This is a genomic window from Mesobacillus sp., assembly GCF_047739415.1.
GTDB lineage: Bacteria > Bacillota > Bacilli > Bacillales > Cytobacillaceae > Mesobacillus.
In genome coordinates, this window is the sequence record NZ_JBIQOE010000084.1 from 1 (window position 1) to 20,099 (window position 20,099).

A 20,099-nucleotide genomic window follows, 5' to 3' on the forward strand; every position below is an offset into this window, starting at 1 on the left:
CGCTGGAGGGCCGACCGGTGAAGTCGTTCTTTGACTTCATTGGGCGGACCGAAGCGACTCGAGGGGCTAGGCGCTGGAGCTGGATTAAGATAACTTCATGAAGTTATCCACAACTCAATAATTTAATAAATTCCTTAACCAATAAAAAACCTGCTCCGGTATGGAACAGGTCTAATTTCTTACAGTCCTTCTCGACATAAAAATATATAAGATAATTGATATCGAAACGGAAATGGCAGAGGCAATGTAGATGCTGCCATATCCAAGCCAGTGCCCGATTTGGCCAAAAGCCATTGCCCCGACGCCAACGCCTAAGTCGAAAAAGGAGAAGAAGGTTGCATTCGCCATGCCCTTCCGATTCATCGGAGCTTCCTGGACTGCCCATGCCTGCAGTGCCGGCTGGACTGATCCAAAGCCGAATCCATATAACCCCGCAGCGATGAACATAACAAGGCTATTCGGCAGCCATGCCAGCAGGATCATCGCAATCATGATTAAAAATGTTCCTGGCAGGAAAACCGCTCCGTGGCCTTTTTTATCATAGAGCTTACCGGCAAAGGAACGCGACAGCATCAGAGCCATCGCAAAAATGAAAAAGTACCACTGGATTCCCTCAATACCTTTCTGGGTCGAATAGAGGGGCAGGAAGGATGCGATTCCTCCAAAGGTCACCGTGATGAACAATAGTAATAAGGATGGCTGCAAGGCGGATTTCTCATATACATCCCATTTGCGACGCTCGGCTTCACTCTCGCTTTTTTCAACTTTTTTATACGTAATCTTTGATGCTAATAGAAAAGCTGTCAGTCCGAGAAAGGCACTAGCTAAAAACAGCACTTTGAATGTAATGACTTCAGCGAGAGCCAGACCGAGAGTCGGGCCCATCGCAAGCGCAACGTTTCCGGAGAGACCAAAGTAGCCCATCCCTTCCCCTCTACGCCGGGGTGGGATTAAATCTGTAGCAATTGTGCCAGAAGCAGTAGTAGAAAAACCCCAGCCAACTCCCTGCACTACCCTCATTAAAAACAAGAAGGCGATGCTCACTGCAAACCCAAATGAGCCCACGGATATCACGAATATCGCCAGGCCGATCAAGTAAACAAAGCCTCTCCCCCTTGTTTCAAGCATTCGCCCTGCGAAAGGACGGACAAGCAATGCTGAAAAAGTGAAGATTCCTACAACGAATCCAATCAGCTGATCATTTCCACCCAGCTGCTCCACAAACAAGGGAATCGTCGGCAATGTCATTTGAAATCCAAGGAAAATAAAAAAGTTAGCAAGGAAAATGAATAAAAAATCCCTGCTCCAGATTTTCTCAGTGCCCGGGTTTTGTTGAGTTGCTCCTGATTGTTGGTCCATCTTATTTCATCCTTTCTGATTAAACACATTGTTTAGGCACTGTAGCTGCTTCATCCTCTTTATAGGATTCGTGTTCAAAATTCCGTCAATTTGTTGTTGCGTTTTTGTGAACAGTTTCACAAACTAATCATTTTTATTTCGGATTCTGATATATTGTAAGTGTAATCAATAATTACTTATTTTTGAAGGGAAGCGATTTATATGTTCGCTAAATGGTTAAGAGAAAACAATGTTGCTGCTGGCCTGTTGACTGTCATTAGGGTTTGGCTCGGATATAACTGGATGACTGCTGGATGGGGCAAATTGACTGGGGAAGGCTTTGACGCATCCGGTTACCTGAAAAATGCCGTGGCGAATCCTGTTAAAGGTCCAGACGGAAACGCAGTGTATGGCTGGTACGTGAACTTCCTTGAAAGCTTTGCGATCCCGAATATCGAACTTTTCAACTTTATTGTTCCGCTTGGTGAATTCTTAGTTGGCCTTGGATTGATCCTTGGTACTTTGACAACTGCTGCTATGTTCTTCGGACTTGTGATGAACTTCAGCTTTTTCCTTGCCGGAACAGTATCTCACAACCCTACTGACATCTTCTTCGGCTTCATCATCCTGTTCGCAGGCTACAACGCCGGCAAATACGGTCTGGATCGCTGGGTAGTTCCTTTCATTCGTAAAACTGTATTTAAAAGAGAAGCTGAAACTGCGCATAAAGCAGTTTAACTTAAATCATAAGCAGAGAGCCTGGCATATACCTGGCTCTTTTTTTCGTTATTAACTCTGTCTGGTAATTTGACTGGCTCTTCTTTTTGCCGTTATTCTCCCCTGCCTGATATCATGACCGATTCCTTTTTTCCGTTAATCCTCCGCTTGTGTTCCTCCCGCTATTTTCACGTTTATCCTCCATATCTGTTTCCCTCACCTTTTTTACCGTTATCACCTTCGCCAAGTGTTCAAAATCCTGACAATATGTTTTTGCTAATTTGTGAACAAAGACTTCCAGCCCGCATTTTAATTTAAACGATCAATATATTGTAGTGTAATCAAATAATAATTCATCCTTGAAGGGAAGCGATTGATATGTTCGCAAATTGGTTGAGAGAAAATAATGTTGCCGCCGGAATTTTGACTTTTATACGTATATGGCTAGGTTACAACTGGATGGTTGCTGGATGGCGTAAAATGACTGGGGAAGGCTTTGACGCAACTGGATATTTGAAAAATGCCGTCGCCAATCCGGTAAAAGGTCCTGATGGAAACATGGTTTATGGCTGGTATGTCTCTTTTCTGGAAAACTTCGCGCTGCCGAACATTGAGCTGTTCAACTTTATAGTACCGGTCGGTGAATTCCTTGTCGGTTTGGGACTCATCCTTGGATGCCTGACAACTGCTGCCATGTTCTTCGGTTTAGTAATGAACTTCAGCTTCTTCCTTGCCGGAACCGTATCCCACAATCCAACAGATATTTTCTTCGGATTCATGATCCTCTTCGCTGGTTATAACGCAGGCAGATATGGATTGGACCACTGGGTAATACCATATATTCAAAAAACATTCTTCAAAAAGAAAGCAGCCACTAAATGAATTGTCAGCCTCCTGAGATTTGGCAGGAGGCTTTTACTATTCCTTGTCCCAATTGGAAAACTTAGCTATAATTTTACATAGTACGCCCACTAGAAAAGGAGCGATTCCTTTGTTCAATCTCGATGCAATAGAAAACCACCAACTTTTAAATAAAATCAATGAAAATATTTTAATCGCTAATGAAGAATACAATATCGTTTTTATCAATGATTCTGCTAAGAAATTATTGGCGCAAATTGGCCCTTATGTTGGAATCAATAATCCAGGGAAATTTATCGGCAGAAATTTGGGAGAGGTCTATGGCAGCCGTCAACAGAAAATCCTGTCCGGAGGGAAATTCCCTTATTTTGCTAGCATTACCTTGTTCAACAAATTCTTGGCTGAGATTATGGTGGATCGACTAACCAACAATGAAGGCATTGAAAGCGGATTTATCCTTACGTGGAAAGATGTAACCGAATTTGAAGAAACACTGCAGGAAAACAGGAAACAGCTTCAAATTCTTGATATGCCTGTCATCCCGCTGTCAGTTGACACAGCTGTGCTTGTTCCGGTTATGGGAAAATTGACTGAAGATCGACTGGAGCTGCTGGAGGAAAAAATCCTCTCACACAGCGCTCAGCAAGGAAATCAATATGTTATTTTTGATTTTACCGGTGTTTCGGATGAACTGGATGCACCCATCGCGTTCCGTCTGCAGCAGGTCATCAATGCCCTTAAGCTAATGGGGGTGCAATCGATTTATGTAGGAATCCGTCCTGAAATGGCTAAATCAATCGTACTGAATGGTTTGCTTGTAGATGTCCCGACTTTCAATACATTTGTACATGGAATCCGTTATGTGTGGAAAGAAACTGGATTTGAACTTGTGAAAATTGGTGAATGAAGAAAGGCTTGGTCATGGGACCGAGCCTTTTTTTTTATATCGATGGAAGTTCAGAAACTGTTCTGTCATTCACTTCATCACCGGTATTAAGGGTTGATTTGGGTTCAAAAAAGATGACATGCGCTTCTTCCTCCGCAATGGGAAGGTGCTCCACACCTTTAGGTACAATCATGAATTCCCCTTCCTCCAGGTGCACGTCCTTATCCCTGAACTTAAGCAGCAGCTTTCCTTTTATGACGAGAAACATCTCATCCTCATGTTCGTGTTTATGCCAGATGAACTCACCCTTCAGCTTGGCGAACTTTACATGCATATCGTTTATTTCCCCGGCGATTTTCGGACTCCAATAGTCACTAAAAAGCGAGAACTTTTCGCTGATATTTATCTTCTCCATCTTTGCCACTCCCCTATTCTGATGTATTTCCGAAAGGAAAATCTGTATCAATTTCCCAATATTTCGTGACCGTATTCCCATTTGTTAAAATAAACCCTATTTGCACTTTTTCTGTTTTATTTTCAAAGGTCAGGGTCCCATGCGGTAAATGATCGTATCTAAAGCCGTCATTATACATGAAAGTGCGTGGGCTTTCATTAATCTTTGATACGATTTTTGAAATCTCGTCCGTGTCTTCTATAATCTGAATTGTTGTGCCATCCATTCCGTTAATGGTCAATTTGTCAAAATTACCGGACAGTATTTTGTGCTGATAAGCCCATACCGATGTTAAAAGGACGGCAGCCCCTAGAACGATAATCAATGATACAAGCATTTTCCTTTTAGCCATGCATTCCCCCTCCTATAATCATATTACCATTTATTTCATAATTCATTAATACAGTAAAAAGGCCAATCCGGCATTGGATTGGCCTTTCAATCATTTTACAAAACAATAAACTTAAAAATCGTCAAACCGATACCAATCAGGAAGCCGCAGACGGCACCGTTCACCCTGATCCATTGCAAGTCTTTTCCGACGTTGTTTTCCATCATATCAATGAGTGTTTCTGTATCAAGCTTATCAAGATTCTCTCGAACAAGCTTGCCGATCTTAGAATGGTTTCTTTCAATGAGGCCTGCTATTTTGGCGTGGAGCCAGCTTTCGATTGCCGCTACCTTACCCTCATCTTCTTTGATCTCCTGAATGAACCTTTTCACCACTGGAGTAACGGTATCGTCAACAAAACTGTCTGCTTCGATAAAAGCAATGACACGGTCCTTTGACTTTGCCAGTACACCCCTGATTTGTCCGGTTAAATCCATATCCTCGACCATCTTGTTTTTCCATGCCTGGATTTCGGACATTAATGCTTCGCGCTCATTTATGCTGCCAAGTTCTTTGCGTACTTTCTCAAGGATCATATGGCGGTAGCGATTATCTTCCTGCTGCAGGTTTTTCATTCTTTTTAAAATAAACGACTGCAAAATGTTGCCGACTTTTTCTTCAGTGATCATATTGCTGAACGATTGGATCGCAAATTTTAACAGACCATCAGCTTCCGTTGTATCAATCGCCTGTTTCCCCAGTTTCCCAAGAACCATTTTTGCTTCATCATGCGACGCCCATTTCTCCGTCTCTTTCAGTACATAATTGAATGCTGCCGCCTCATATTCCTTCGACAATACATGGCTGGAGGCTTTTTGCAGAATATCCGAAGTATCAGCTGCTAACAGGAAGCCTTTGATTTCTTGTTCAATACTTGGCGCAAATCTTTCCACATCTATTTTTTTTACAACATCCAGGCTGAATGACTGGATGCTCAGCTTAACAGACTCAGAATGCAGCTCCTTCTCAACCGTTTCGAAAATTTTATCCAGAATATGAATCTGCTTGAACTTATCCATGATGCTCTCTTTCGTGAGCCAGTCATTTTCAAGCATATTGATTAACGCTCGCGTTACTTTATCGCGATTTTTCGGCAGAAGTGCGGTGTGAGGAATCGGGATGCCCATCGGATGCCTGAACAGTGCTGTTACAGCAAACCAGTCCGCAAGACCGCCTACAAGACCGGCTTCAAACCCGCCCATCAGCAGTTTGCCGATCAATGAATCCTGGAACGGCATCATAGCAAGGAACCCCGCCCCCATAATCGCCAGCGAAATAGCCGCCAAATGTCTAGATCTCTTATCTCGTTTTTCCATATATCTCCCTCTGTTACTGTTAAATTGATGCCAAATGACATTTTATTACTTATGAAAGGATTACAGTGTCTTTTTAAGTTTCCGTCCCGCCTGGTTGGGCTTATAGATTCATTCTATAGGACCTATTCTAGCTTTGCTGCCTCATTTGGGCTTATAGATTTATTCTATAGGACATTTTCTTGCTTTGTTGCCTCATTTGGGCTTATAGAATTTTTCTATGTGACCTTTTTTGGATTTGCAGCCTCTTTTGGGCTTATAGATTCATTCTATAGGACCTTTTTTAGCTCAGCGGCCTCTTTTGGGCTTATAGAATTTTTCTATGTGCCCTTTTTTGGATTTGCAGGCTCATTTGGACTTATAGATTCATTCTATAGGACCTTTTTTAGCTTAGCGGCCTCTTTTGGGCTTATAGATGTTACCTTTCCACCTAGTTAGTGCAAATCATTCTAAAAAAACAACAAAAGAGCCTTCCTAAAAAGAGTCTCTTTAATATTTTAACCAATTTATAGGGGAGAAAGCTATAAAAAAGGAAAAGTCCCGGGAGCTTGGCTGCCGGGCCTTCATTATTATGACTCTCCTACTTCATCCACTCTGGCTTTCCAAAGCCTTTGAACTTTTCATCGATGATTTTTTCAAACTCATCAGATTCAACGACTTCTTTGATGTCTTTTGCAAATTGGGCATCCTTGTCTTTTGTATTGATGACGACACGGTTGCGGTACTGGTCTGGCATGTTTTCAAGCTGAAGCGCATCAAGCAGGTCCATTTTTGCTGCTAGCGCAAAGTTGCCTGGTACGGCGGAAAGGTCGACGCTTTCTACTGCTCTTGGAAGCTGTGCTGCTTCGATTGGCTTGAACTGCAGGTTCTTGACATTATCTTTTACGTCCTTTTCAGAAACTGTCAGTGGGTCAGCATTCGGATCAAGCTTGATCAAGCCCGCATCTTCAAGAATCAGGAAGGCGCGTGCAGCATTTGTTGGGTCATTTGGAATCGCGATGGCAGAACCCTCTGTGATTTCATCCAGTGAATTGAATTTCTTTGAGTAAATCCCCATTGGCGCGGTTGGCACGACAATGACTTCCGAAAGCTCAAGCTTATGTTCTTTCGCGAAGTTTTCCATATAGACCTTGTGCTGGAAAAGGTTAGCGTCAAGATCATCTTTTGACAAAGCCAGGTTTGGCTGGATGTAATCGCTGAATTCGACTACTTTCACTTCATAGCCTTTTTTCTCAAGAAGTGGCTTGATGGCTTTCGAGACCATATCACTGTATGGACCGGATGTCGCACCGAATGTCACTTGTTTAGCGTCTGCTTTCGCATCGCCGCTGGAAGCTGAGTCGCTGCCGCATGCAGCCAGCAGCCCGATTGAAAATAACAACACTAATGAGAAGAATAAGTTTTTCATTTTAAAAGTACCCCCTATTATTTATCTTTTGTCTACTACTCTTGCAATCCTGTCCCCGCCAAACTGGATTAGCTGGACGAGGCAAATCAGGATAATGACTGTTGTGATCATGATCGTATTGTCGTATCTGTAATAACCGAAGCGGATTGCCAGGTCGCCAACTCCCCCGCCGCCAACAATGCCGGCCATTGCGGAATATGCAACAAGACTGATGATCGTAATCGTAACACCCTGGACGATACCCGGCTTTGCCTCAGGAATCAGGACATCTTTGATGATCATCCAAGGCGTCGCACCAGTTGCAACGGCAGCTTCGATGACACCCTTATCAATTTCTCGGAAGCTTTGCTCTACGATTCTAGCAAAGAACGGAATCGCCGCGACCGATAGCGAAACAGATGCAGCTGTCGGCCCGATGGTTGTACCTGCGATTAGATTCGCCAGTGGCAGCAGGGCGATCAACAAGATAATAAATGGCACCGAGCGAATCATATTGACGATGAAGCCTGCAATATTCTTAAAAATTTGATTTTCAAGAAAAAGTCCCTTATCGGTGACAAAAAGCAGAACCCCAGTAGGCAATCCTACGATAATGGCAACAAGAATGGAGATGCCGACCATATAGATTGTTTCAAAGAATGCTTTGTTCAATTCCGGCAATAGTTCAATCAGGTTATCAAGCAGCATCATCAATCACCTCCAGGTTTTTCGTCCTAGCCGCTATGTAGGCAATCGCCCGATCAATCTCCACTTGTTCCCCTGTGACCTCCATGATGAAAATCCCCAGTGGAATATCCTGAATATATTCGATCTTCCCATGCAGAATATTGCCACGAACCTTAAACGTTTGGAAAACATCTGAAATGACACCCTGTTCAGCAATCTCACCCTGAAAATAGATTTTGATCAACTTACCTTGACGCTCCTCCAGCAATCTTTCCGGCAGTTCGAATTGGAGGATTGAGTTGACGAAGTCCTTTGTGAGCGTTTGTTTCGGATTTGCGAAGACATCGTATACATCACCTTCCTCAATGATTTTTCCATCCTGCATAACAGCCATCCTGTCACAAATGGTCTTGACGACTTCCATCTCGTGTGTGATGAGGACAATGGTGATGCCCAATTCACTATTAATCTTTTTAAGTAAAGATAGGATCGATTTCGTCGTGCTCGGATCCAAAGCGGAAGTAGCTTCGTCACACAAGAGGACAGATGGATTATTCGCCAGTGCCCGTGCAATGCCGACGCGCTGCTTCTGTCCGCCCGACAAATGTGCCGGATAGACATCCTTTTTGTCCGACAGGCCGACCATATCAAGTAGCTCAGTAACTCTATCTTGAATTCTCGCTTTTGGAATTCCGGCCGCTTTCAAGGCAAATGCAATGTTCTCACTGACTGTCTTTGCGCTTACAAGATGGAAATGCTGAAAGATCATTCCGATTTTCAAGCGCGCTTTTCTAAGTTCACTCTTGCTCAAAGAAGTAAGCTCCACACCGTCAATATGGATCTCTCCCGATGTCGGCTTCTCAAGGAGATTCAGGCATCGTATCAAAGAACTTTTTCCCGCCCCGCTATACCCGACAATCCCGTAGATTTCTCCTTTTTTCACGGTTAATGAAACATGGTCAACACCAGTAACACACCCTTTTTTCGTTTCGTATATCTTGACCAGGTTTTTCACTTCAATCAATCTTCGCACCCCCGTTTTTTTAAAATAAAAAAGCCTCTTTCATTCATAGAAAGAGGCATCGTAAACATCTATACGACTTATCTTTCAGAATGAAATCATTCTGTAGGAAGTGGCACCTTTCCCAAAAAGGAGGTTGCCGGACGTCATAGGGCCTAATCCCTCAGTCTCTCTTGATAAGTTTCTTATTAAATTAATTTCGATAATTGAAATATTAAGACTATCTGATTTATTTGTCAATAAAGTTTTTTCAGCGATTTACCTTGACACCGCTTACATGATTGAGAGAGTAAGGAAATATTTTTTTATTTTAAAAAAGAAAAGCCCTTGTTTACGATAAAACAAGGGCACCGTAAACAAGGGATCCTGCGATGACATAGGCAGGGTGGACTTTTAACTTTTCCATCAGGATGAAACTGATTCCGCCAATTAGAATGGTCTGCATCAGGCCGACCCCCTCATAAGAAGAGAAAAAGAAATCATAGGTCATGACTCCTAAAAGTACGGCAATGACAGGGCGGACCACGATTGTCAGCCTTTTGACACGCGGGGAATCTTTGAACTTCATCAAAAGTCCGAGCAAGCTGATCATTAGGATTAAGGATGGTGCCACCGTGGCAAATACTCCAACTATAGCACCTAAAATTCCGCCTTCTGCATATCCAATATAGCCTGCCATCTTGGTTGCAATCGGCCCTGGCAGTGCGTTGCCCATCGCCAGCACTTCACTGAATTCGTTGACTGACATCCATTCATAACGGTCAACAACTTCATTTTCGATTAACGGAATGGAGGCAGGTCCACCGCCATACCCTAAAATCCCCGGAATGAAGAAGGCCAAAAATATATGGAAATAGATCATTGCTGCTCCCCTCCTCTTTGTTTATTTTCAGCTGGAGCAGGGTCTTTTTTCAGCAAGGCACTCAGCAGCAATACAAAAATTAAAATAGCGGGATGCAGATTCAAGAACTGAAGAAGTACCAGGCTGCCAATAAGCGCCACAGCTGTCCAGGCCCATCCAAGCTTGGATTTCCCTGATTTCTTGATGAAGTCCCATGTCAGGACAGCAAGCATGACAGCAACAACTGGAACAACAGCCTCGGCCATTCCGTTTACCCATGGCTCATCTTTGTATGAGTTCAGTCCGGTCAGCAGCAGGATCATCAGGATGATCGCCGGAATCATCGTCGCTGCTAGAGCATTGATCATACCCAGGTATCCTCCTACACGATAGCCAATGTAGCCCGCCATTTTTGTGGCAATTGGTCCTGGCAGTGCATTTCCCAAGGCAAGGACATCCCCGAACTCATCAGAATCCATCCATTTATATTTTTCTACCACTTCCTTATGTACAAGCGGAATCGATGACGGGCCGCCGCCATAACCGAGGATTCCGACGCGAAAAAACGCTAAGAATAAATCACTTTGTTTCAAAACTTCACCTTCTCTTCTGTTATTAGTGCCTAAAGCAGTCTCTTTCTATAAATCTTATTACTTTTATTTTATTATAGACTCATATATTCAATACTGCATGTCAAATTCAAGTTAATTTGCCGTGGATGGCCTCATTTATCGTAATAATCGCCATGTAAATGGTTTAGCTTCCCTTCGCGAGGCAATATATTGGCGAATTTTTAATTTTTTCGACCACATTTTGAATTAATTCGACCACATTTGGGATTATTTCGACCACATTCGGGACTTTTCCGACCACATTTCCACATATTTCGACCAAGTCACCATTCTGCAGTTAACCACCGATTGCAAATAAAAAAAGTACCATAGCCCTAAGGCTATGATACTCATGAAATTATCTATCAAATTTAAAAATCGAAACAGAATCATTCAACTCATTTGTCAGCTTTCTCAAGTCAGTAACCTTTTTCGATAGGTTGCCGAATGCCGATAATTGTTCAGTAGTTGAAGCGGAGATTTCCTCGCTTCCTGCAGCTGTCTCTTCGACGACTGCACTGATGGATTCGACATTATGAAGTACCCTGGCTCCCAATTCTTTTGAAGCTTCCATACCCTTGACAAGCTGAGCGACCTTTTCCGAAATGCCGCTTACCTTGGATTCGATATTCCCAAATGCACTCATTGTTACATTCATTGACTCCATCTGCTCATCCGCGATGGCACCGCCTTTGTTCACTGCTTCTCCTATTTCATCGAGACCGTTTTTCAGTAGATTGACCATATCAAAAATTTGTGTTGTGGCAGTATTTGATTCTTCCGCCAGCTTTCTGACCTCTGCGGCGACTACCGCGAAACCTTTTCCAGCCTCGCCTGCCCTTGCAGCTTCGATAGCCGCGTTTAAAGCAAGCAAATTCGTTTGAGCAGCGATTGCCGAAACAGATGCAGCCATGTCTTCAATTTTTGCTGCATAGCCTACAAAATGGTCGGTTGCCGACTGGATGGACTTTGAAGCCTTTTTGTTTTCCGTAATCAAGGCTTTTTGTCCTTCGATTGCCTTTCTTCCTTCGCCAATTGCTTCCACAGCTTCCCTGCTGTAAGAAGAGGATTCCTGGGTGTGGTCCAGGTTAAGCATGATCTCTTTATCCATATCGTCTATCAGCTCGACTGATTGCTGTAAATCTTCTGAAACGGTTTGTGCTCCTGCAGAAAGCTCATCCGTTGATACAGCCACTTGATTGGAGATCTCCGTCAGCGCGATATTTTCCTGCTCAATTTCCGCTGCGAAATCCTCTACTTCCCTGCTCGCCATATTCACCTTTTGCAGCAAGGATGTCAATTGTGCCGCCATCAGGTCAAACGACTCATTTAGTGTGCCTAACTCGTCTTTGTGTTTATAAGGAACTTTTTCGATCATCAGGTTCCCTTTGGCGATTTCCTGAGCATTAATAGCAATCTGCTTCAATGGCTTGGTGATCGAACTAGTCAGCCTGATCCCGATTCCCCCGGCAACTGCCACAAGCAGAATGCTGCCTATAATCGCCGCCAATATAATGAATTGAATTTGATTTTTCAAGTCCTTCTGAAGAAAATCGTAATATTCATTGACCTGTATATTCAGCAGGTGAAGGTCATTCAGGACACCTTCACTCCGCAGTGACTGGCGCTTCACTTCCGCACTGTTTTTTTCATCTAGCGCTTTTTTGGCTTCACCCTCCAGGGCAGTAAACTTTTCAAAAGCCTTGGCCAAAACTGTTTTGCTATCTTCCTGCTGAATCAAGCCTTTTGCCTTTGTGAAAATTTGAGAGGTCTTCTCCATTTTCGTCAGAGCATCCTGCCTGTTCCCTTCGGTTGGGTTGAATGAGAAATTGCTAAGCGATTGCTTCGTCGCAGATGTCTCAGACTGAAGATTCTGCACTGTCAGCAGTACCTGTACGTAATCTTGGTTGGATGCCTGGACCATCAGCATTCTGTAGATAATGAATGAGATCATCACAATCGATAACCCAATGGCGAGTAATAAGTTAAGCAGTAATTTCTTTTTTATTGTCATGTTAGCTCCCCCAGTTGCAACTTGTTAATCTAGCTTTATTGAAAGCTCATTTCTTGATAGTTTAGCTTCCAGGTCTTCTATGCTTTTTTCCTGTTCTGGAGTCAGCTTGATCACCCTGATTGGTGCAAGCCCGACTCCTTTTTCGTTTATGCCTAATTCGATTTGCTTTGCTTTAAGCTTATTTTCCCCCTGGAATTCCTTGACTGTTTCATAAAGCGCGACATCGACATTTTTCAGCATCGAGGTAATGATGGCTTTTTCAGCAAAAAAGTATTGATCACTATCCACACCAATAGCAAACTTTTTCCTGGATTGAGCTTCCTTCAATACACCGACACCTGTAAAACCCGCTGCAGCATAAAGAACATCCGCACCTTCATCAATCATTCCTGAAGCAATCTTTCCTCCAAGCTCTGCATTGCCAAAATCATTCGCGTATGCAACTTTAACCTCTGCTTCCGGATTCACAGCCTTTACTCCCTGCTCAAACCCAGCTTTAAACTTGTGAATCAGTGACACATCGGCTCCGCCAACAAATCCGACGATATTTGATTTTGAAGCCATTGCGGCTACGGCACCAGCAAGGAAACTTCCTTGTTCTTCTTTAAAAGTAATGGATGTGATATTATCCAATTGTGATACTGAATCAACCAGGATAAATTGCTGTTCCGGATATTTTTTTGCTACCTTCTCTAGATCCTCAAGGACCATGAAACCCAAGCCAATCACGATATCATTTCCATCTTCGACAAGCTCAGTGAACCCTTTTTCATAGGTGCCTACAGACTGAAGCTCTCTGTAATCAAAAAGAATATCAAGCTCGTTTCTCGCTTTCACCAGTCCAGCAAAAGCCGCATCACTGAAAGATTGGTCTCCAAGTCCGACGTCAGACAACATAATGCCGATTTTAACCCTTTCTTTCGCCTTCAGCTCCGAGTTTGCACACCCAGCAAGGGTGCCTATCAGTAAAAATAAGATTACAAGCATATTCATAATTCGTTTCATCTAGATGTCCTGCTCCCTTTTAAAAATTTATATGTATTTCATCGACCATAGCTATTTTTTGTTTACGGTTATGGAGAAAGTCTATCTTTTGTTAATTTTCTAACTACTAAAGGATAGAAAAAGCAGGCTGTGCAATACAGCCTGCTTCGATTTTCATTATTTAATTTTAGTAAACCTGTTCAAGTCACCATTTTCGCCAAGGACAATCAGAATATCTTCTGCTCTTAGTGTTTTCTCTGGATCAGGAGAGATGTCGACCTTGTTGGCAGTTTTCACGCCGATTACTGTGATATTGTATTTGGCACGCAGATTGATTTCAATCAAGTTTTTTCCAGCCATGCTCAAAGGAAGCTTGATTTCCTCAATACTGTAATCATCCGATAGCTCGATAAAGTTCAATACATTGGGTGATGCCATCAGCTGGTGGGCGACTCTCTCCCCCATATCCCTTTCCGGGAAAATGACTTTGTCCGCGCCAACCTTGAACAATACTTGTGCATGGTGTTTGTTAAGGGCTTTGGCAACGACATTTGAAACTCCCATTTCTTTCAAAATCAGAACGGTGAGAATACTAGCCTGAATATCATCCCCTATTGCTACAATAACAGTATCAAAGTTCCTGATCCCTACTGCCTTCAATGTCTGTTCGTCAGTTGAGTCCCCAATTACCGCATGGGTAACATATTCTTTGTAGTCTTCGATATGCTGTTCACTCTTATCGATTGCAAGAACTTCATTTCCTTCATGATACAGAGTGGTCGCTACACTGGACCCGAAACGTCCCATTCCAATTACTGCGTACTGCTTTGCCATAATAACATCCTCCTACCCAATCATCACTTTTCCAGCTGGATATCGATAATGATCCTCTTTTCTTTTTTTCGTAACTGCGAAAGCCAGTGTCAGCGGACCAACCCGGCCTGCGAACATTGTAATCGTTATTACTATTTTTCCGTATGATGACAGCTCAGGGGTCAAGCCCATTGAAAGCCCAACTGTTGAAAAAGCTGAGACCGTCTCAAAGAATATCATCAAAAACTCTTTTCCTGGTTCGGTAACAGTCAACACCATTGTAACCAATCCTATTAAAAAAAGTGAAATCAATGTAACCGTCAACGACTTGGAGATAATGCTCAGATCCATTCTTCTGCCAAAGAATGTGACATCCTCTCTGCCGCGAATTTGTGACCTGACTGCACTAACCAGGACTGCAAAGGTGGTTGTCTTGATTCCTCCGCCCGTAGAGCCTGGCGAAGCGCCAATGAACATCAGGAAGATGATCAAAATCAAGGTTGTCTGCTTCAAGTCCGGGATATTTAATGTATTGGATCCTGCTGTCCTCGGTGTGACAGCCTGATAAAGTGCCCCGAACATTTTACCAGTCATTGTCATTGGCTTCAAGGTGTATGGATTGTTATATTCCAGGATAAAAATCAGGAGAGCACCTCCAAACACCAAAAAAGCCGATATTGCTAAAACGATTTTTGAATGCAGGGAAAGTCTCCTTGTCCTGCGATAGTCAAATAGCTCATTCATGACAATGAACCCAATCCCGCCCAAACTGATAAGTGTGATCATGGTGAGATTGACGATCGGGTCTTCAGAAAATGCCGTAAGCCCATTGAATCCACCCATCAAATCGAATCCAGCATTATTAAAGTTAGAAACGGCATGAAAAAAACCAAAATAAATCGCTTTTCCGGCAGCCATTTCCTGTGAAAACCTCAGAGATAGAATAATTCCGCCAGTGATTTCGACTACCGCTGTAAAAAGGAATATTCGTTTGACAAGCCTGACAATCCCTTCTACAGTTGCGTTATTCAATGATTCCTGGATAATCAGCCTTTCTTTCAATGAAATTCTTTTTCCTAAAATAAATGCAAGCAAAGTGGCGAAACTCATGAAACCCAATCCGCCGACCTGAATCATCGACAGGATGACCATTTCTCCAAAACGTGTAAAAGTATCACCTGTGTCAACGACGACAAGACCTGTTACACAAGTTGCTGATGTTGCCGTAAACAACGCATCCAAAATGGGAAGTCCTCTTCCATCCACTGTGGAAGCTGGCAGTGAGAGCAACAATGTCCCTAAAAGAATAATGGCTCCAAATCCAAAAACAAGCACTTTCGGGGGATCCATCCTGAAAACCAATTTCCTGCGCATGATCCTTCCTTCTTTCCTTAGTATGAGGAATTATGCGTCTAATATTTCTTTGCAGGGACTTTGTTCAAACTGAAATTTTAAAATAGTCGACATATCTAAAATGCAGCAAAACAAAAAAGCCCCCAGAGGCTAAAAGATAGCAGCCTTGTGGACTTTTGTACATACTTGTCACACAAGCTTCATCTTCCTCTTCTGCAACGCTTACGGAGTTAGCTGTCGGATTAGGGCTCAGAATAGCCCCGCCTGTCATTCAGGCCTCACCCCAAGTGGATTGCATCCACAAAGATGGTTCCCCCGCTCCTATCGGATTCAGCGATTTAGAAATATGAAACTCATTTAATTTTTGTTCAGAAATCTGAAACTGTTGTAATCATACTCCTGCGACATTCTATTGTAAACATGTAAAGGAAGCCAAAAATGACTCTTTTTATTCAATTTCATCCGATAATGATGGCAAATCATAGTATTTCTTACTGAATCGCCGTTTTTCTTTGTTTTTTACTTTTTAATTAATGCGCGATTCCAACTCCAGACGACGCGGTTTATAGTGATTCATTTAAAGGTAAATAATAGGGTTGATAGACTTGTTTCTGAGAATAGATTTTTTGGGGAGGTTTGCGTGGATGAAAGCCATGATAATATTGAATCCATCGTCAGGAAAAGAAAAAGCGACTGACTATGCTGAAAAAACAGAGGAAACCTTACGGGAGAAATACGATGATATAGATATTCGAAGAACCGAGAAAGAAGGCGATGCTGCTGCATTTGCTAGCGAAGCCTGCATTGCTTTATACGATGCGGTCATTGCCATGGGCGGTGACGGTACAATCAACGAGGCCATAAATGGACTGGCTGAACAAGCCCATAGACCTGCTCTCGGCATCATCCCACTCGGTACGGTCAATGATTTTGCCAGGGCACTAAATATTCCCCTGGATCCCTATGAAGCTATTTCGATTCTGGATGGGCAAAACCTCCAGCCAGTGGATATTGGTAAAATCAATGAGCATTATTTCGCCAATGTTATAGCAGTAGGAGCGATTGCAGAAGCTTCTTACAGTGTAAGCCCTGAACTAAAAACAAGACTTGGTTCACTGGCCTATTTTATGGAGGGAGCAAAATCTTTCCTAAATGGAGAGGCAATAAATATAAGTGTCGAGCACGATAACGGTAAATGGGAAGGCCAAACTTTCCTGCTGCTTGCTGCGCTGACGAATTCTGTTGGCGGGTTTGAAGCCCTCGCCCCAGAAGCAACCGTGAATGACGGAAAGTTCCATACGTTTATTATCAAGAAAATGTCCGTACCGAAAATTGCATCACTGATCCCTTCACTTCTGAAGGGTGAATTGGAGGAAAGTGAAGAAGTAGAATATATACGGACCTCTGTCCTTAATGTTACTTCCGACAAACCGCATGTGGTGAACATTGATGGGGAGGAAGGTGAACCATTGCCATTCAAGGCGAATGTTCTGCAGAGTCATTTGGATGTTTTTGTTCCTGAAAACGTTTAATGGCTAATAGGACACTCGCTTCGTTCACCAGTGTTGGATTAACTTTTAGTTATCGTCTTTTATCATAATATAAAAAACCTGAGCAGGAATGAACCTGCTCAGGTTTTTTCAGCGTTTTTTATTTTACACTGGAATTGAAGTTGTAGAAGAACTTAGCTGTGATTGATCCATCTTTGTTTTCTTTGATATCCGTAACATGGATTCCAGAGTCAGCAGGTGTATCGCTAAGTCCTTTCCAGAAGTAGTACGAACCAGTATGAACGTTGCCGCTTACTGGAGTGATTTTGCTGCCAGTCTTGAAGAAGTCAGCAGCATCACCGCGGTTAAGGTTTCTTTCAAGGTCATAATTGCCATCTGCCTGAAGAACAGACAAACCATAGTGTGTTACCACGTCGCCATTGCTTGCAGTCTGTGACTGGTTGAACTGGAAGCGCTTGTTCATCCAGTTTTCAACGTTGTTTGGACGGAAGCCAGCAGTCTGGTAAAGATTGATGATGTTTTCGTCTACATGCCATGCAACTAAGCCATGAGCATCTTCACCTTGGCGAACCATACCTTTATTAAAACCATCCTGCTGCATATTTTCGAACAGGAAATATTCAGTTCCGTTTGATCCTGGAACTTCCATTTTGACGATTCCGTTTTCAGCAGTTGCCTTGTTTGCAGCTGGCAAAGTGATCGTTTTCACTCCACTTTCTGGTGTTACTTCGATCGGATTTGCCCATCCTAAGAAAATCTTAGAAAACGGATCGAATTGTGTTGGAGAGTTTCCACCGTACTCAGGCTTATTAGGGTAGCGCATCCAAGAACCGCCTGCCATCATTGAATAGTTACCTACACCTTCAGATGAGTAAACAGTGTCATAGAAATCAGGAAGTCCAAGTGCATGTCCAAACTCGTGCGCATAAACGCCAGTCTGTACTGGGAATGGACCAGTTTTTGCTTCTTCTTTATAAGTGTTTGTTGCTGTATCAAAACCAGCTACGTTACCGCCGATACCCGGCTGGATATTATAGTTATTTACAATTACTCCATCGTATGTCATATCTTCCTTGATTGTATCTTCAATCCACTGGCCTTCATCTACACCTTCATATTGAGGAGTCGGTGTGCCAGTTTCATAGTATTTTCCATAGTATAGTGCGCTAAGGATATTCCATTTATGAGACCAGAATTGGCCCGGGTCACGGCTGTATTCTGCTCCAGTTCCTTCATGGACGACGAATACGTTTGGAACTTCTCCATCCACAGCATATTGGGAGAAATCGACCTGCTCATCAGCCGCTTTCAAAAGGTCACGTACGAATTCCCCAGTATGCGCATCACCGTTAACGTTACCATTCACATATGTGCCATTTTCTGCATACTTGCCTTCCTGGTCAAGATAATACGAGGCACCCTTCGGCATCTCTACCCATACAAATTCAGTATTTTCTTTTCGTACTAAATTAACTTTTCCGTAACTTGATTCTTTATAAGCATTTTGCATTGTTCGATCTTTAGGGACATCTGGACCATCGTATTTTTTAAACTGCTCCAGTTCATATGGATTATATTCCGTACCAAAAATAAGATCCTCATAATACTCCGGCGGAACTTGTCCTGGCATGTCACCAACCGGCTCATCTCCGTCAGGATATTTGGCCAGTAATACGAGTACAGGAACATCACCTGTTGCCTCTTTATAATCTACATTATTGTCACCAGGCTGCTGGAATTTAGCTCCATTTTGTGCAACCTTTTCAGCAGGGTCGACCTTGGAAATATCAATCCCTAATTCCTTTGCTCTATCTACTAACTCTGGCGCAGCACCAACATAGTTCGCAAGGCTTAATTCATATTTACTCTGTGGTTTTACAGCGGAATCAGTCGGGCTGACTCCCGCAAACACTGCGCTCCCTGCCAAAGCAAGAGAAAGCGCTGAAGTTGAAAGGACTTTAAACACAGTATCCACTCCCTATTAGAATATTTCTATTTCCTAAATAATATAAAATATTCAGTATATTCTAAATAGGGATAAAGTATGGTTTGATAGTTTTTTTCGTGAGTCGAAATGCTTAACTTTTGCATTTTATACATAAAAATTAACTATATTACCATAATAAACCATATAATATTTTAATAATAATTAACATGTTAGGAAGTTCGGACAACTTTTTATGTTTTTCCATCAAACCTGCCTGAAGTTGGTTCATGTTCTGACAACTTTCCCGCTTTTCCAATCAAACCTGTCTGAAGTTGGTTCACGTTCTGACAACTTTTCCTGCTTTTCCATCATACCTGTCTTAAGTTGCTTTAACTTCTGACAGCTCTTCCTCTTTTTCCTCCAAACCTTTCTCAAGTTGGAGCATCTTTTGACAATTTTTCCTGCTTTTCCATCAAACCTGTCCGAAGTTGCTTTGACTTCTGACAGCTCTTCCTCTTTTTCCTACAAACCTGTCTCAAGTTGGAGCATCTTCTGACAACTTTTCATCCTTTTTCATCAAACCTGTCTGAAGTTGGATTATGTTCTGACAGCTTTTCTCGCTTTTCCTCCAAACCTGTCTGAAGTTGGATCATGTTCTGACAACTTTTCATCCTTTTCCTCCAAACCTGTCTGAAGTTGGAGCATGTTCAGACAACTTTTCATCCTTTTCCTCCAAAGCTGTCTGAAGCTGGATCATCTTCTGACAACTTTTAACTTTTATCCTTAAAACCTGTCATAATAACTTTGCTTTCTTGACAGCTTTAGGGCTCTGCACTTCAAACCTGTCTTTAGGGCTCTTGCTCTGCACTTCCAATCTGTCATAATAACCTCGCTTTCTTGACAGCTTTGCGGCTCTGCACTTCCAACCTGTCATAATAACCTCGCTTTCTTGACAGCTTTGCGGCTCCGCGCTTAAAACCTGGCATAATA

Annotated in this window: 19 protein-coding genes and 2 riboswitches; of the genes, 4 read left to right on the plus strand and 15 right to left on the minus strand. The window is 42.7% G+C overall.

Going from position 1 to position 20,099, the window contains the following annotated elements; translation table 11 throughout:
* Window positions 1-171: 171 nt before the first annotated feature.
* Window positions 172-1,359 (minus strand): MFS transporter, encoded by a 1,188-nt coding sequence (locus ACH0QE_RS07090; protein ID WP_415800008.1) that lies wholly within the window; start codon window positions 1,357-1,359, stop codon window positions 172-174.
* Window positions 1,360-1,560: 201 nt separating this feature from the next.
* On the opposite strand from ACH0QE_RS07090, the gene ACH0QE_RS07095 reads away from it, so the two are divergent.
* The 3 genes from ACH0QE_RS07095 to ACH0QE_RS07105 all read left to right on the plus strand — a co-directional run bounded on the left by ACH0QE_RS07095 (window position 1,561) and on the right by ACH0QE_RS07105 (window position 3,823).
* Window positions 1,561-2,076, plus strand: coding sequence for a DoxX family protein (locus tag ACH0QE_RS07095; RefSeq protein ID WP_415800009.1), 516 nt, complete (start codon window positions 1,561-1,563; stop codon window positions 2,074-2,076).
* Between the two features lie 357 nt (window positions 2,077-2,433).
* Window positions 2,434-2,937 carry a DoxX family protein gene (locus ACH0QE_RS07100; protein WP_415800010.1) on the plus strand — a complete coding sequence of 168 codons (504 nt, stop codon included), beginning with the start codon at window positions 2,434-2,436 and terminating at the stop codon, window positions 2,935-2,937.
* A gap of 109 nt (window positions 2,938-3,046) precedes the next feature.
* On the plus strand, window positions 3,047-3,823 hold the full coding sequence (locus tag ACH0QE_RS07105; protein WP_415800011.1) for an STAS domain-containing protein: 777 nt from the start codon (window positions 3,047-3,049) through the stop codon (window positions 3,821-3,823).
* 34 nt (window positions 3,824-3,857) lie between these two features.
* On the opposite strand, the gene ACH0QE_RS07110 is transcribed toward ACH0QE_RS07105, so the two are convergent.
* The 12 genes from ACH0QE_RS07110 to ACH0QE_RS07165 form a co-directional block, all read right to left on the minus strand.
* The gene (locus ACH0QE_RS07110; protein WP_415800012.1) at window positions 3,858-4,217 is read right to left on the minus strand and encodes a cupin domain-containing protein; all 360 of its coding nucleotides are present in this window, start codon (window positions 4,215-4,217) and stop codon (window positions 3,858-3,860) included.
* 13 nt (window positions 4,218-4,230) lie between these two features.
* Window positions 4,231-4,608, minus strand: a complete 378-nt coding sequence (locus ACH0QE_RS07115; RefSeq protein WP_415800013.1) for a hypothetical protein — start codon at window positions 4,606-4,608, stop codon at window positions 4,231-4,233.
* Window positions 4,609-4,703: 95 nt separating this feature from the next.
* Window positions 4,704-5,963: a DUF445 domain-containing protein gene (locus ACH0QE_RS07120; protein WP_415800014.1), complete on the minus strand. Its 1,260-nt coding sequence runs from the start codon at window positions 5,961-5,963 to the stop codon at window positions 4,704-4,706.
* 577 nt (window positions 5,964-6,540) lie between these two features.
* Window positions 6,541-7,368, minus strand: a complete 828-nt coding sequence (locus ACH0QE_RS07125) for a MetQ/NlpA family ABC transporter substrate-binding protein (RefSeq protein WP_415800015.1) — start codon at window positions 7,366-7,368, stop codon at window positions 6,541-6,543.
* A gap of 21 nt (window positions 7,369-7,389) precedes the next feature.
* Window positions 7,390-8,055, minus strand: coding sequence for a methionine ABC transporter permease (locus ACH0QE_RS07130; RefSeq protein ID WP_415800025.1), 666 nt, complete (start codon window positions 8,053-8,055; stop codon window positions 7,390-7,392).
* A complete protein-coding gene (locus tag ACH0QE_RS07135) occupies window positions 8,045-9,058 on the minus strand; it encodes a methionine ABC transporter ATP-binding protein (RefSeq protein ID WP_415800016.1) in 1,014 nt (337 codons plus the stop codon). Before ACH0QE_RS07135 ends, ACH0QE_RS07130 begins: the two co-directional genes overlap by 11 nt.
* Window positions 9,059-9,132: 74 nt before the next feature.
* Window positions 9,133-9,238, minus strand: a riboswitch (SAM riboswitch).
* Window positions 9,239-9,386: 148 nt separating this feature from the next.
* Window positions 9,387-9,917, minus strand: a complete 531-nt coding sequence (locus tag ACH0QE_RS07140) for a chromate transporter (protein WP_226601869.1) — start codon at window positions 9,915-9,917, stop codon at window positions 9,387-9,389.
* Window positions 9,914-10,489, minus strand: coding sequence for a chromate transporter (locus tag ACH0QE_RS07145; protein ID WP_415800017.1), 576 nt, complete (start codon window positions 10,487-10,489; stop codon window positions 9,914-9,916). The genes ACH0QE_RS07140 and ACH0QE_RS07145 overlap by 4 nt, the downstream gene beginning before the upstream one ends.
* Window positions 10,490-10,865: 376 nt before the next feature.
* Window positions 10,866-12,521: a methyl-accepting chemotaxis protein gene (locus ACH0QE_RS07150; protein WP_415800018.1), complete on the minus strand. Its 1,656-nt coding sequence runs from the start codon at window positions 12,519-12,521 to the stop codon at window positions 10,866-10,868.
* Window positions 12,522-12,545: 24 nt separating this feature from the next.
* Window positions 12,546-13,526: a BMP family lipoprotein gene (locus tag ACH0QE_RS07155; protein WP_415800019.1), complete on the minus strand. Its 981-nt coding sequence runs from the start codon at window positions 13,524-13,526 to the stop codon at window positions 12,546-12,548.
* Window positions 13,527-13,682: 156 nt separating this feature from the next.
* A complete protein-coding gene (locus ACH0QE_RS07160) occupies window positions 13,683-14,339 on the minus strand; it encodes a potassium channel family protein (RefSeq protein ID WP_415800020.1) in 657 nt (218 codons plus the stop codon).
* Between the two features lie 12 nt (window positions 14,340-14,351).
* On the minus strand, window positions 14,352-15,692 hold the full coding sequence (locus ACH0QE_RS07165; RefSeq protein WP_415800021.1) for a TrkH family potassium uptake protein: 1,341 nt from the start codon (window positions 15,690-15,692) through the stop codon (window positions 14,352-14,354).
* A gap of 182 nt (window positions 15,693-15,874) precedes the next feature.
* A riboswitch (cyclic di-AMP (ydaO/yuaA leader) is annotated at window positions 15,875-16,017 on the minus strand.
* Between the two features lie 298 nt (window positions 16,018-16,315).
* On the opposite strand from ACH0QE_RS07165, the gene ACH0QE_RS07170 reads away from it, so the two are divergent.
* The gene (locus ACH0QE_RS07170; RefSeq protein ID WP_415800022.1) at window positions 16,316-17,203 is read left to right on the plus strand and encodes a diacylglycerol/lipid kinase family protein; all 888 of its coding nucleotides are present in this window, start codon (window positions 16,316-16,318) and stop codon (window positions 17,201-17,203) included.
* Window positions 17,204-17,321: 118 nt separating this feature from the next.
* On the opposite strand, the gene ACH0QE_RS07175 is transcribed toward ACH0QE_RS07170, so the two are convergent.
* On the minus strand, window positions 17,322-19,148 hold the full coding sequence (locus ACH0QE_RS07175) for a M6 family metalloprotease domain-containing protein (protein ID WP_415800023.1): 1,827 nt from the start codon (window positions 19,146-19,148) through the stop codon (window positions 17,322-17,324).
* 558 nt (window positions 19,149-19,706) lie between these two features.
* Window positions 19,707-19,832, minus strand: a complete 126-nt coding sequence (locus ACH0QE_RS07180) for a hypothetical protein (protein ID WP_415800024.1) — start codon at window positions 19,830-19,832, stop codon at window positions 19,707-19,709.
* Window positions 19,833-20,099 lie beyond the last annotated feature (267 nt).